This is a genomic window from Streptomyces sp. NPDC005863 (assembly GCF_042871345.1).
In the GTDB taxonomy this organism is placed as follows: domain Bacteria; phylum Actinomycetota; class Actinomycetes; order Streptomycetales; family Streptomycetaceae; genus Streptomyces.
In genome coordinates this window covers 406,986-419,704 of the sequence record NZ_JBIAII010000001.1, presented here as the reverse complement: position 1 = coordinate 419,704, position 12,719 = coordinate 406,986, and the positions used below count along the sequence as shown (strand labels likewise).

The window sequence follows — 12,719 nt, the reverse complement described above, 5'->3', positions numbered from 1 at the left end:
TCCCATGCCATGCGAACCTCTCTCTCCGTCGTCATCGGTGCGGGCGGCACCGGCGGGCACATCTACCCCGGCCTCGCCCTCGCCGACGCGCTCCGCAGGGCCGTGCCCGACGCGGTGATCTCCTTCGTCGGCACCGAACGCGGCCTGGAGACCCGGCTGATACCGGACGCCGGATACCGCCTCCACACCGTCGACATGATCCCCTTCGACCCGTCGCTCGGCGCGCGCCGCTTCATGCTGCCCGCCGCGCTGCTGAAGTCCGGCGCCCAGTGCCGCGCCATCCTGCGCGAGCAGGGCGCGCAGGTCGCCGTGGGCATGGGCGGCTACCCCAGCGCCCCCGTCATCGTCGGCGCCCGGATGGCCGGACTGCCGAGCCTCATCCACGAGTCCAACGCGGTGCCCGGTCGCGCCAACCGGTTCGCGGCCCGGCTCACCCCGAACATCGCGGTCGCCTTCGACCGCAGCCGCGCCCATCTGCCGGGCGGCGAGCGCGCGTACACCACCGGGATGCCGATCGCCGCGCCGCTCGCCGCGCTCGACCGGGCCGCGCTGCGCACCGAGGCGCGGCGCGAGCTCGGCGTACCGCCGGGGGCGCGGCTGGTCCTCTTCAACGGCGGCAGCCTCGGCGCGGCCCGCCTCACCGAGGCCGCGGTCGGCCTCGCGGCGCGCTGGCGGCACCGCAGCGACGTCCACCTCCTCGTCAAGACCGGCCCGGCGGCGCTGGAGGAGACGCGCGCCCGGCTCGCCGCGGAGGGCGGCGACGCCGTCGCCCGCGCCGTGCCCTACCTCGACCGCATGGACCTCTCCTACGCCGCCGCCGACCTCGTCGTCTGCCGGGCCGGGTCGGCGACCGTCGCCGAATTGGCCGCCACCGGCGTCCCCGCCGTCCTCGTGCCCTACCCGCACGCGCCCGGCGACCACCAGACCCACAACGCGCGGGTCCTCTCCGACGCCGGAGCGGGCCTCCTGCTGCCCGACGCCGAGACCACCGCGGACCGCCTCGCGGGGCTGCTCGGGCCGCTGCTCGCGGACCCGGTACGGCTCGCCGCGATGAGCGGCGCCGCGGACCCCGGGCCGCACGCCCGCGCCGCCGACCTGCTCGCCGAGCGGGTCCTGCACCTCGCCCACACCACCACCCCTCACCTGGAGTACGCATGAGCACCACCACGACGTTCAGCTGGCAGGACCGCACCGTCCTCGTGACCGGCGCCGAGGGCTTCATCGGCTCGACCCTGGTCGACCTGCTGATCGAGGCGGGCGCGAAGGTCCGCGCCTTCGTGCACTACAAGCCGTACGCGGAGAAGGGGCACCTCGCGCACCTCATCGGCGACCCGCGGGTCGAGATGATCGCGGGCGACGTGCGGGACGCGGGGCGCGTGATGGACGCGGTCGACGGCTGCGACACGGTCTTCCACCTGGCCGCGCTGATCGGCATCCCGTACTCGTACGACTCGCCCGGCGCCTACGTCCAGACGAACGTGGTCGGCACCGAGAACGTCGCAGAGGCCTGCCGGCGGCACTCCGTGCGGCGGCTCGTCCACACCTCCACCAGCGAGGTGTACGGGACCGCGCTGACGGCACCGATCGCCGAGACGCACCCGTTGCAGCCGCAGTCGCCGTACTCCGCGTCGAAGATCGGCGCCGACATGATGGCGCTGTCGCACTGGCACGCCTTCGAGCTGCCGGTGACGGTGGTCCGCCCCTTCAACACGTACGGGCCGCGGCAGTCGGCGCGCGCGGTCATCCCCACGATCCTCGCGCAACTGCACGCGGGCGCACGGGAGATCAAGCTGGGCTCGCTGACGCCGACGCGTGACTTCACGTACGTGACGGACACGGCGCGCGGCTTCATGGCGATGGCGGTCGCCGACCGGGCGCTCGGCCACGCGGTCAACCTCGGGGTGGGCCGGGAGATCTCCATCGGCGACCTCGCGCAGGCGCTGATCGCGGCGTCCGGGCGGGAGGCGTCGGTGGTCGTGGATCCGGCGCGGCTCCGCCCTTCGGGGAGCGAGGTGGAGCGGCTTCTGTCGGACAACTCCCGGGCGCGGGAGTGGGCGGGCTGGGTGCCGGAGGTGTCCCTCATGGAGGGGCTCAAGCACACGTCGGCTTGGGTCGCCGAGAACTTGCGGCTGTTTGCTCCTGAGCGGTATCAGGTCTGAGTTTCCTCCGCGGGCCGGTGGGGGCCGGTCGCGCAGTTCCCCGCGCCCCCTATGCCTGCGCCGCTGCCGCCGCCAAGCCGCCCAGCAGGAGCAGCGTGAACCGTCGTGCCCACTCCTCGTCCACCGGTTCCGCGCTGACCAGGGCGCGGTGGACCACCGCGCCCGCGATCACGTCGAAGATGAGGTCGGCGGTGCGGCCCGCCGAGACCGCGTCGGGCTCGGCGGGGAGTTCGCCGCGCTCCTCGGCCCGCTTGCGGCCCGCGAGGACGAGCCGCTTCTGGCGGTCGACGATGGACGCCCGGATGCGGGCCCGCAGCGGCTCGTCCGTCGTCGACTCCGCCACCACCGCCATCAGCGCCGTCTTCGTCTCGGGCCGCCCGAGCAGCGCCGCGAACTGCAGGACGACGCCCTCGATGTCCGCCGCGAGGCTGCCCCGGTCCGGCAGCTCCAGCTGGTCGAAGAGTTCCGCCACCGCGTCCACGACCAGCTCGCTCTTGCCCGCCCAGCGCCGGTACAGGGTCGTCTTGGCGACGCCCGCCCGCGTCGCGACGGCGCCGAGCGTCAGCTTGGACCAGCCGAGCTCGACGAGGCCCTGCCGGGTCGCCTCCAGGATCGCGGCGTCGGCCGTCGCGCTGCGCGGGCGGCCGCCGGTGCGGGTGGCAGGAGTGGTGGACGTACGGCTCTGCATGGGCGCGACCATACCGGCCAGTACGGAGCGATCCGGGGTGCGGAGTGAGCGAGATCACCGAAGGCGCCGTTCCGCGCCCCGGAGGGGGCAGTTACGCTACGACCTGTAGCGAAAGTTGCCGACCGCGGTGAACGGCGAAACACCCCCGCGGCGGCAGCGAACGCCACGAGCGACGACCACAGCACGACCACGCACAGCACGACCACCGGCCCGGGGTGGGGACCCCGCGCCAACCGACGGTCCTCCTCGGGACCTTGAAGCGCGCCCCCGGTGACCCCGCAATCCGGCGGGGGGTCACGGACGGGCGCGGTTCCCGCACGGGTTGGGGGAGGATGTACTCATGCAGCCACGGAACATGTCCATGAGCGGTGTCGTCGACCTCGCCGCGGTGAAGGCGGCCCAGGAGGCCAAGGCGAAGGCGGAGCAGGCGCGCGCCGAAGCGGCCCGGCAGGGCGGGGGAGCGGCCGGCGCCGCGATCTCCCCGGCCTCCCTCGTCATCGATGTCGACGAGGCGGGCTTCGAGCGCGAGGTCCTGCAGCGTTCCACCGAGGTCCCGGTCGTCATCGACTTCTGGGCCGAGTGGTGCGAGCCGTGCAAGCAGCTGAGCCCCCTCCTGGAGCGGCTCACGCAGGAATACAACGGCCGTTTCCTCCTTGCCAAGATCGATGTCGACGCGAACCAGATGCTGATGCAGCAGTTCGGGGTCCAGGGGATCCCGGCTGTCTTCGCGGTGGTGGCCGGACAGGCCCTGCCCCTCTTCCAGGGCGCCGCACCCGAGGCGCAGATCCGCCAGACCCTGGACCAGCTCATCCAGGTCGGCGAGGAGCGCTTCGGACTGACCGGCCTGGTGGTCGACGGCGACGCGCAGGGCCAGGAGGCCCCGGCCCCGGCCGAGGTGCCCGCGGGTCCGTACGACGCACTGCTCGAAGCGGCCGTCCAGGCGCTGGACGCGGGCGATCTCGCCGGCGCCGTCCAGGCGTACAAGAACGTGCTCAGCGACGACCCCGCCAACACCGAGGCCAAGCTCGGCCTCGCCCAGGCCGAACTGCTCCGCCGGGTCCAGGGCCTGGACGCGCAGACCGTCCGCAAGGACGCCGCCGACCGGCCCGCCGACGTGGCGGCGCAGATCGCCGCCGCCGACCTGGATCTGGTGGGCGGTCACGTCGAGGACGCCTTCGGGCGGCTCATCGACGCCGTGGCGCGCTCGGCCGGCGACGACCGGGACGCCGCGCGCGTGCGCCTGCTCGAACTCTTCGAGGTGGTCGGCGCCGAGGACCCGCGCGTCACGGCGGCCCGCACCAAGCTCGCCCGGGTGCTCTTCTGACCGGATGTCGAACCCGTGGCCGAGTCCGTCCCCGGCCCGTCGGCTGACCAGTCCCTAAACGCCGGGGCTTGTGATGCCGGAGTGAAAAGTCTGTTCCCAGGACGCAACAGTGGCCGCGTTTTGCCAAAACTTGGTAAACGCGGCCACTGTTACTCGTAGTAAGAGAACGGCTTCCTTCTGGGTGCTTCCCTCCCCTCATGTCCCGTTCTGCTCCTCCCCTTTGGGCCACGGTCCGTGCCCGATCGATACCGCGCGGTCGCGCTTCGGTTATCCGGCCGTTACTAGCGAGTAACGAACCCCCTTGTGCGGGGGGCGAGAATGCACCACGATCGGCGACGCTCGGTCCGATGACCCGCAGCCCGAAAGCCAGTCGGGAGCGGGCCTTCTGGGTCCCCACCGAGCAGGCCGGTGACGCCGTCGCCGGTCTTGGACAGGGGGGTCTCTGCCGGTCCCGGCAGGGCCTGTCCGCGAGGTTGTGCGTGATGCGTCAGGCGCGACCAGTGGTTGTCGCTCGGGGGTGATCGCCGGTGAAGTGTGGTGCGGTTGCGCGCCTCCGATGCGGGCGCTCTCCTTCCCGAGGACGTAGCACTTCTCCCATCCCTGCCCGGCTGAGCCGCCCGAAAGGGAGCAGTCAGGGCCGGAGATGTACGTCCGAGAAGGAGGAAAGTCATGGAGTCCGTGGCTCGTGGCGGAACCAGATGGAAGCGGTTCGCCGTGGTCATGGTGCCGAGCGTCGCGGCGACTGCCGCGATAGGCGTCGCCCTGTCCCAGGGTGCGCTCGCGGCATCGTTCAGTGTGTCCGGCCAGCAGTTCAAGGTGACGGCCAAGGAGCTCAACGGCAAGGGGTTCGTCCAGTACGGAGCCCTTGACAGCGGCAAGTCGGGTCACCACCCGGTGGCCGTCGTCGGTCTCGAATCGGCGACGATCACCAATCTCTGCCAGTCGGTGGTCGTGCCGGTCCCGGTCTTCGGCGATGTGTCGATGACCCTCAAGGCCGGTGGCGAGGGTGGTCCGAAGGTACAGGCCAAGAAGCTGTACATCGACGCCGACGACCTGAAGGCCAACGCGACCTTCCACAAGGTCGACATCGGCGTCTCGGTCGACCAGACCACCAAGGGCCCTGGTCCGGCGAAGGGCGACAAGTACGCCCCGGACTCGTTCGCGCAGCAGGCGGAGTCGGTGAAGTTCACCGATGTCAAGCAGCGTGCGTGGGCGACCACCGCCGGTACCTTCAAGCTCTCTGGCCTCGGCATGTCGGTCAAGAAGGGCAAGCACGAGTGCTACTAGGGCAGTTGATGCCCTAACGGGTCGCAGTTAGGCGGCCCGGTGCGCACTCCGTGCGATGAGAACGGCCGGGCGCGGGGGCGCGACGGCATCTGACGGAGCCGTCCCCGTGCCCGAATCCGCACGACACACAGAACCAACGCCATTCCCGAGGAGCTGTACGACATGAGCGCCGAAGCGCAAGTGGGACTGGGCGACAAGCTCGGCCGGATGCGCCTTCGTTTCCGAGGGTGGCGCGGTCAGCGCCCGTTCTGGGGTGGTCTGCTGACACTTCTCGGCGGCATCCCGATCATGTATTTCCCGTACGCGAATCTCACGCTCGGCACGATGACGATCCGGATGGCGACCACCGCCGGTGCCGGCTCGCTGATCATCGGCGTGCTGTTGGTCGTGCTCGGCCTGACCATGTGGTTCCAGCCGCACTCCCGGGTGTTCGCGGGTGTCGCGGCGATTCTGCTCGCCCTGGTCTCCCTGGTGGTCTCCAACTTCGGTGGCTTCGTCATCGGTTTCCTGCTCGCCCTGATCGGCGGCGCCCTCGGCGTCTCCTGGGCGCACGCGAAGCCCGCCGGTGAGCCCGCGAAGGGTCGTACGACCGGAGCGTTGGACGGCACCGACGGGGTCCCCGGGCCCACCGCCGCGGCCGGCGCGGGTGGGGTGAGCGGCGAACAGGACGATCTGTCAGGAACGAGCCCGACGAACGGGACGAACGGGAGGCACCGTGCCGGCTGACGAGGCGCACCACGAGGGCCTCGCGGGAGAGCCCCGTGCGAGAACCGGGCCGCGCCACGCGGCACCCAGGAAGCCGCTGCTGACCCGGCTGCAGGTACCCGCGGGCAAGGCGATCGCCATCGCCGCGATGCCCACCGCCGTGCTCATGGGCATGGGCCTGACCCCGACGCTCGCGCAGGCGAAGCCGGGCGTTCCGGACAACCCCTTCCAGGACGGGCCGTGTGTCACGGCGCCGGACAAGGACGCCGAGAAGGACGCGGAGAAGGACGCCGCGGCCAAGGCGAAGGAAGCGGCGGCCGAGAAGGACGCCAAGGACGCCGCGAAGGCCAAGGACGCCGAGAAGGCGAAGAAGGCCGACAAGCGGGCGGACGAGGACGAGGCGAAGAAGGACGACGCCGGGAAGCCGACGCCGTCGACCGAGCCCTCCTCGGGCGATCAGGCGGACCCTGCGGACCCGGAGGACAAGACCGGCTCCACCACCCCGTCCACCGGCGACAAGGACGGCGCGCAGGAGTCCGGGAAGACCCCCGAGCCCACCGAGACCAAGAACCCCTGGGACCCGCTGGGCGTCGGCGAGGCCCTCAAGGACGTCTTCACGCCCGACAAGGACAAGAAGGAGTCCGAGACCCCGGACCCGACCCCGTCCGACTCGGCGAAGACCGGCTCCGACGCGACCGCCGGCGACAAGGCGGCGGACGACAAGTCCGGGGACGACAAGGCCGCCGACGGCAAGACCGCGGACGACGGCGAGAACCCGCTCAAGGACACGACCGACAAGGTCACCAAGCCCGTCGGGGACGCCCTCGACAAGGTCGGTGACGGCGTCAAGGACGGCGCGGACAAGGCCGGCGACGAGGCCGACAAGCTCCAGGACAAGCTCGACAAGGCCGCCGAGGACGCGAAGGACAAGGCCGCGGACCCGATGGCACCGGACGCGGACGGCAAGAAGCCGTTCCCGTGCGTCGTCGAGAAGAAGGTCGACGGAGAGGCCGAGCAGACGCCCGCGCCGATCCCGAACCAGCCCTGGCGCCTGGAGGCCAGCTCGCTCACGCTCAAGGGCGCCGACTACCAGGGCGTCGTGAACCTGACGATGCCGGGCGGCCAGAGCAAGCAGGCCCTCAAGTACGTCGTCCAGAACACCGACATCGGTGACCTGCACCAGATCGTCGAGGGACCGGGCGGCAAGAAGTACCACGTCGAGGCCGCCAAGGGCACCACGTCCACGATCCGGGGCGGGGAGACCACGATGTACACCGAGTCCATCTCGGGCAAGCTGTTCGGTCTGATCCCGATCACCTTCGACCCCGAGCACCCGCCGCCGCTGAACATCCCGCTGATCTACTTCACGGACGTGAAGGTGCAGCAGGCGGGCCAGTTCGGCGGAAACCTGACGATCCCGGGTCTGCACCAGTCGATCACCGACTGAATCCGGGGCCGACGCACCGAGGGCGCCCCCCGTCGCGGGGGGCGCCCTCGGTGCGTGTCAGGCGTGCGGCGGTCAGTCCCGCTCGGCGCCGCCCAGGTGGTGCACCCGGACCATGTTGGTGGTGCCGGGGACGCCGGGGGGCGAACCGGCGGTGATGACGACGGTGTCGCCGTCGTTGAAGCGGTTCAGCTTGACCAGCTCGGCGTCGACGAGGTCGACCATCGCGTCGGTGTTGTCGACGTGCGGTACGACGTAGGAGTCGACGCCCCAGCTCAGGGAGAGCTGGTTGCGGGTGGCCTCGTCGGTGGTGAAGGCCAGGATCGGCTGGGCCGCGCGGTAGCGGGAGAGCCGGCGGGCCGTGTCACCGGACTGCGTGAAGGCGATCAGCGCCTCGCCGCCCAGGAAGTCCGCGATCTCGCACGCGGCACGGGCCACCGAACCACCCTGCGTACGCGGCTTCTTGCCGGGCACGAGCGGCTGCAGGCCCTTGGAGAGCAGCTCGCCCTCGGCCGCCACGACGATCTTCGACATCGTCTTGACGGTCTCGATCGGGTACGCGCCGACGGACGACTCGGCCGACAGCATGACCGCGTCCGCGCCGTCCAGGATGGCGTTGGCGACGTCGGACGCCTCGGCGCGCGTGGGACGCGAGTTGGTGATCATCGACTCCATCATCTGGGTCGCGACGATCACCGGCTTGGCGTTGCGGCGGCACATCTCCACGAGGCGCTTCTGCACCATCGGGACCTTCTCGAGCGGGTACTCGACGGCCAGGTCGCCGCGGGCGACCATGACGGCGTCGAAGGCGGCGACGACGCCCTCCATGTTGGCGACGGCCTGCGGCTTCTCCACCTTGGCGATGACGGGGACCCGGCGGCCCTCCTCGTCCATCACCTTGTGGACGTCCTTGACGTCGCTCGCGTCGCGCACGAAGGAGAGGGCGACCATGTCGCAGCCCATCTTCAGGGCGAAGCGGAGGTCCTCGATGTCCTTCTCGGAGAGCGCGGGCACGTTCACGGCCGCGCCGGGCAGGTTGATGCCCTTGTGGTCGGAGATGACACCGCCCTCGACGACGATCGTCTTGACGCGCGGGCCGTCCACCTCGACGACGCGCAGCTCGACGTTGCCGTCGTTGATCAGGACCTGGTCGCCCTTGGAGACGTCGCCGGGCAGACCCTTGTAGGTCGTGCCGCAGATCGACTTGTCGCCGGGCACGTCCTCGGTGGTGATGGTGAACTCGTCACCGCGCACCAGCTCGACGGGTCCCTCGGCGAAGGTCTCCAGACGGATCTTGGGGCCCTGCAGGTCGGCGAGGACACCGATGGCACGGCCGGTCTTCGCGGCGGCCGCACGGACGCGGTCGTACCGCCCCTGGTGCTCGGCGTGCGTGCCGTGGCTGAAGTTGAATCGGGCCACGTTCATGCCGGCCTCGATCAGCGAGACGAGCTGCTCTTCGGAGTCGACGGCGGGGCCCAGCGTGCAGACGATTTTGGAACGGCGCATGGGGCGATCCTATCGGTTTGTTTCGCTACGGAATATTCCGTCTGGTGGAATCTACAAATGGGCGGATGTCCGCTCAGGCGTTGCGGTTCTCGACCAACGCATACGTCTGCGCGGCGATCTCCAATTCTTCGTCCGTCGGCACCACGGCGACGGCAACGCGCGCGTACTCCGGCGAAATGAACCGGGCTTCGTCGGAACGTACGGAATTGAGCGCACCGTCGACCGCCAGGCCCAGCTCCTCCAGGCCCGCCACGGCCGCCTCGCGCACCGGGGCCGCGTTCTCGCCGACGCCCGCGGTGAATGCGACGGCGTCGACACGGCCGAGCACCGCGTAATAGGCGCCGATGTACTTCTTCAGGCGATGGACGTAAATGTCGAAGGCGAGAGCGGCCTCTTCGTCGCCCTCGTCCACCCGGCGCCGGATCTCCCGCATGTCGTTGTCGCCGCAGAGCCCGATCAGCCCGCTCTTCTTGTTGAGCAGTACGTCGATCTCGTCGACCGACATATTGCCGACCCGCGCCAGATGGAAGATGACCGCCGGATCCAGGTCGCCGGAGCGGGTGCCCATCACGAGCCCCTCCAGCGGCGTGAGCCCCATCGAGGTGTCCACGCACTTCCCGCCCCGCACCGCGCTCGCCGAGGCGCCGTTGCCCAGGTGCAGCACGATGACGTTGACGTCCTCGGGCGCCTTGCCGAGCAGCTCCGCGGTGCGCCGCGAGACGTACGCGTGGGAGGTGCCGTGGAAGCCGTAGCGCCGCACGCGGTGCTCGTCGGCCGTGCGCACGTCGATGGCGTAGCGCGCCGCGGCCTCCGGCATCGTCGTGTGGAACGCGGTGTCGAAGACGGCGACCTGGGGCAGGTCGGGGCGCAGCGCCTGGGCGGTGCGGATGCCGGTGATGTTGGCCGGGTTGTGCAGCGGGGCCACCGGCACAAGGCGCTCGATCTCCGCGAGCACCTCGTCGGTGATCACGGTCGGCGCGGTGAACTTCAGGCCGCCGTGCACCACCCGGTGGCCGATCGCGGCCAGTTCGGGGGAGTCGAGGCCGAGCCCGTCGGCGGCCAGCTCCTGGGCGACGGCCTTCAGCGCCGCCTCGTGGTCGGCGATCGGCTCCTCGCGCTCCCGCGACTCGGCGCCGCCGGCCAGCGGGGTGTGCTTGAGCCGCGAGGTCTCCTCGCCGATCCGCTCGACCAGACCGACGGCGAGGCGCGAGCTGTCACGCATGTCGAGCAGCTGGTACTTCACCGACGAGGAGCCGGAGTTGAGGACGAGTACGCGCGTAGCGGTCACGGATTCGGGACGCTTTCTGTGGGGTTACGGGGTGGGCGTCTGGGCCTGGGCCTGGATCGCCGTGATGGCGACGGTGTTGACGATGTCCTGGACGAGCGCGCCCCGGGACAGGTCGTTGACGGGCTTGCGCAGACCCTGCAGGACCGGGCCGACGGCGATCGCGCCGGCCGAGCGCTGCACGGCCTTGTAGGTGTTGTTGCCGGTGTTCAGGTCCGGGAAGATCAGCACGCTGGCCAGACCCGCGACGTCGGAGCCCGGCAGCTTCGTGGCCGCGACGGAGGGCTCCACGGCGGCGTCGTACTGGATCGGCCCCTCGATCTTGAGGTCGCCGCGCTGCTCACGTACCAGCTCGGTGGCCTCGCGGACCTTGTCGACGTCGGCGCCCGAACCGGACGTGCCGGTCGAGTACGAGAGCATCGCGATCCGCGGCTCGACCCCGAACTGCCGGGCGGTGGCGGCCGCCTGGACGGCGATGTCCGCGAGCTGCACGGCGTTCGGGTCCGGGTTCACCGCGCAGTCGCCGTACACGAGCACCTTGTCGGCGAGGCACATGAAGAAGACCGAGGAGACGATCGAGGCCTCCGGCTTGGTCTTGATGATCTCGAAGGCGGGCCGGATGGTCGCGGCCGTGGAGTGCACGGAGCCCGAGACCATGCCGTCGGCGAGGCCCTCCTGAACCATCAGCGTGCCGAAGTAGTTCACGTCCGCCACCACGTCGTGCGCGAGCTCGACGGTGACGCCCTTGTGGGCGCGCAGCTCGGCGTACTTGGCGGCGAAACGGTCCCGCAGCTCGGAGGTCTGCGGGTCGGTGAGCTCGGTGTCGGCGAGGTCCACGCCGAGGTCGGCGGCCTTCTTGCGGATCTGCTCGACCGGGCCGAGCAGCGTCAGGTCGCAGACGCCGCGGCGCAGCAGCACGTCGGCGGCGCGCAGCACCCGCTCCTCGGTGCCCTCGGGCAGCACGACGCGACGCCGGTCCGAGCGGGCCTGCTCCAGGAGCTTGTGCTCGAACATCATCGGCGTGAGGCGGTCGCTGCTCGGCGCCGAGACGCGGCCCATGAGGTCCGCCGTGTCGACGTACCGCTCGAAGAGGCCGAGCGCGGTCTCCGCCTTGCGGGGCGTCGCCGCGTTCAGCTTGCCCTCCAGGGCGAAGAGCTCGGCGGCGGTCGGGAAGGAGCCGCCGGAGACCGCGACGACCGGGGTGCCGGGGGCGAGGCGGTCGGCGAGGGTGAGGATCTCCGGGCCCGGCTGCTCGTTCAGGGTCAGCAGCACGCCCGCGATGGGCGGCGTGCCGGCGCTGTGCGCGGCGAGCGAGCCCACCACCAGGTCGGCGCGGTCGCCGGGGGTGACGACGAGGCAGCCCGGCGTCAGGGCGTTCAGGAACGTCGGCAGCATGGCGCCGCCGAAGACGAAGTCGAGCGCGTCACGGGCGAGCCCGGAGTCGTCGCCGAGCAGGACGCGGCCGCCGAGGGCGTGGGTGATCTGCGCCACCGTCGGCGCGGAGAGCGCGGGCTCGTCCGGCAGCACATAGCTGGGCACGGGCAGGTCGGGGCCGAGCAGCCGGTGGATCTCGTCGCGGTCGGCGGGGGCCACCCGGTTGGTGATCATCGCGAGGACGTCGCAGCCGAGCGAGTCGTACGCGCGGTAGGCGTTGCGCGTCTCGGCGCGCACCGATTCGGCGGTCTGCTTCCTGCCGCCCACCACGGGGAGCACGGAGGCGCCGAACTCGTTGGCGAGCCGGGCGTTGAGCGCGAGCTCGTCGGGCAGCTGGGTGTCCGCGAAATCCGTGCCGAGCACGAGGACGACCTCATAATCCCTCGCGACCCGGTGGAACCGGTCGACGAGGCGCGAGACCAGTTCGTCGGTGCCCTGCTCGGCCTGGAGCGCCGACGCCTCGTGGTAGTCCATGCCGTACACGGACGCGGCGTCCTGGGCGAGCCGGTAGCGGGCCCGCAGCAGGTCGAAGAGGCGGTCGGGGCCGTCGTGGACGAGCGGCCGGAAGACACCGACCCGGTCGACCCGACGGGTGAGGAGCTCCATGACTCCCAGTTCGACGACCTGGCGACCGTCGCCCCGGTCGATCCCGGTCACGTACACGCTGCGCGTCACGCGTGCTCTCCCCTTCTCCGGTGTTCTCCGGTGCCTGCTGAGCTGGTTCTCCGGCGCCCTGATGAGCTGGTTCTCCGCTGCCCTGATGAGCTGGACAAATACCCCGATATCGTGGCTGTGCCCTCTTGACAATACCTCTGCGGCTGGTTAAGCCGCCCGCCGGACGAAAGGCCCCGCACAGGCGGTACCAAGGTCCCTGCCCACCCTTCGTA

Annotated in this window: 10 protein-coding genes; 6 read left to right on the top strand and 4 right to left on the bottom strand. The window is 70.9% G+C overall.

All coding sequences use genetic code 11. The features are described from left to right. Window positions 1-9 precede the first annotated feature (9 nt). Together ACFYO9_RS01770 and ACFYO9_RS01765 are read left to right on the top strand one after the other, a co-directional pair. Complete coding sequence (locus tag ACFYO9_RS01770) at window positions 10-1,158, top strand: UDP-N-acetylglucosamine--N-acetylmuramyl-(pentapeptide) pyrophosphoryl-undecaprenol N-acetylglucosamine transferase (RefSeq protein ID WP_355802695.1); 1,149 nt, start codon at window positions 10-12, stop codon at window positions 1,156-1,158. Continuing rightward, window positions 1,155-2,159: an SDR family NAD(P)-dependent oxidoreductase gene (locus tag ACFYO9_RS01765; RefSeq protein WP_355802693.1), complete on the top strand. Its 1,005-nt coding sequence runs from the start codon at window positions 1,155-1,157 to the stop codon at window positions 2,157-2,159. The genes ACFYO9_RS01770 and ACFYO9_RS01765 overlap by 4 nt, the downstream gene beginning before the upstream one ends. Before the next feature lie 49 nt (window positions 2,160-2,208). Here ACFYO9_RS01765 and ACFYO9_RS01760 read toward each other — a convergent pair whose 3' ends face one another. Further along, window positions 2,209-2,847, bottom strand: a complete 639-nt coding sequence (locus ACFYO9_RS01760) for a TetR/AcrR family transcriptional regulator (RefSeq protein ID WP_358779202.1) — start codon at window positions 2,845-2,847, stop codon at window positions 2,209-2,211. A 340-nt stretch (window positions 2,848-3,187) separates the two neighbouring features. On the opposite strand from ACFYO9_RS01760, the gene ACFYO9_RS01755 reads away from it, so the two are divergent. From ACFYO9_RS01755 to ACFYO9_RS01740, 4 genes are all read left to right on the top strand, one after another. Continuing rightward, window positions 3,188-4,171, top strand: coding sequence for a tetratricopeptide repeat protein (locus ACFYO9_RS01755; protein ID WP_358779201.1), 984 nt, complete (start codon window positions 3,188-3,190; stop codon window positions 4,169-4,171). 669 nt (window positions 4,172-4,840) lie between these two features. Continuing rightward, on the top strand, window positions 4,841-5,458 hold the full coding sequence (locus ACFYO9_RS01750; RefSeq protein ID WP_355802687.1) for a DUF6230 family protein: 618 nt from the start codon (window positions 4,841-4,843) through the stop codon (window positions 5,456-5,458). A 162-nt stretch (window positions 5,459-5,620) separates the two neighbouring features. After that, a complete protein-coding gene (locus tag ACFYO9_RS01745; RefSeq protein ID WP_355802685.1) occupies window positions 5,621-6,184 on the top strand; it encodes a DUF6114 domain-containing protein in 564 nt (187 codons plus the stop codon). Then, window positions 6,174-7,610 (top strand): hypothetical protein, encoded by a 1,437-nt coding sequence (locus tag ACFYO9_RS01740; protein WP_358779200.1) that lies wholly within the window; start codon window positions 6,174-6,176, stop codon window positions 7,608-7,610. The genes ACFYO9_RS01745 and ACFYO9_RS01740 overlap by 11 nt, the downstream gene beginning before the upstream one ends. A 72-nt stretch (window positions 7,611-7,682) precedes the next feature. Here ACFYO9_RS01740 and pyk read toward each other — a convergent pair whose 3' ends face one another. The 3 genes from pyk to pta all read right to left on the bottom strand — a co-directional run bounded on the left by pyk (window position 7,683) and on the right by pta (window position 12,507). Then, window positions 7,683-9,113: a pyruvate kinase gene (gene pyk / locus ACFYO9_RS01735; protein WP_355802681.1), complete on the bottom strand. Its 1,431-nt coding sequence runs from the start codon at window positions 9,111-9,113 to the stop codon at window positions 7,683-7,685. A 73-nt stretch (window positions 9,114-9,186) separates the two neighbouring features. Then, a complete protein-coding gene (locus tag ACFYO9_RS01730) occupies window positions 9,187-10,401 on the bottom strand; it encodes an acetate kinase (protein WP_358713666.1) in 1,215 nt (404 codons plus the stop codon). Between the two features lie 24 nt (window positions 10,402-10,425). Beyond that, window positions 10,426-12,507 carry a phosphate acetyltransferase gene (gene pta / locus ACFYO9_RS01725; RefSeq protein ID WP_358779199.1) on the bottom strand — a complete coding sequence of 694 codons (2,082 nt, stop codon included), beginning with the start codon at window positions 12,505-12,507 and terminating at the stop codon, window positions 10,426-10,428. Between the last annotated feature and the right edge of the window lie 212 nt (window positions 12,508-12,719).

Excerpts from the sequence above, each read along its gene's own strand:
- ACFYO9_RS01770 (WP_355802695.1), top strand. The coding sequence starts at position 10 with ATGCGAACCTCTCTCTCCGTCGTCATCGGTGCGGGCGGCACCGGCGGG.
- ACFYO9_RS01765 (WP_355802693.1), top strand. The coding sequence starts at position 1,155 with ATGAGCACCACCACGACGTTCAGCTGGCAGGACCGCACCGTCCTCGTG.
- ACFYO9_RS01760 (WP_358779202.1), bottom strand. The coding sequence starts at position 2,847 with ATGCAGAGCCGTACGTCCACCACTCCTGCCACCCGCACCGGCGGCCGC.
- ACFYO9_RS01755 (WP_358779201.1), top strand. The coding sequence starts at position 3,188 with ATGCAGCCACGGAACATGTCCATGAGCGGTGTCGTCGACCTCGCCGCG.
- ACFYO9_RS01750 (WP_355802687.1), top strand. The coding sequence starts at position 4,841 with ATGGAGTCCGTGGCTCGTGGCGGAACCAGATGGAAGCGGTTCGCCGTG.
- ACFYO9_RS01745 (WP_355802685.1), top strand. The coding sequence starts at position 5,621 with ATGAGCGCCGAAGCGCAAGTGGGACTGGGCGACAAGCTCGGCCGGATG.
- pyk (WP_355802681.1), bottom strand. The coding sequence starts at position 9,113 with ATGCGCCGTTCCAAAATCGTCTGCACGCTGGGCCCCGCCGTCGACTCC.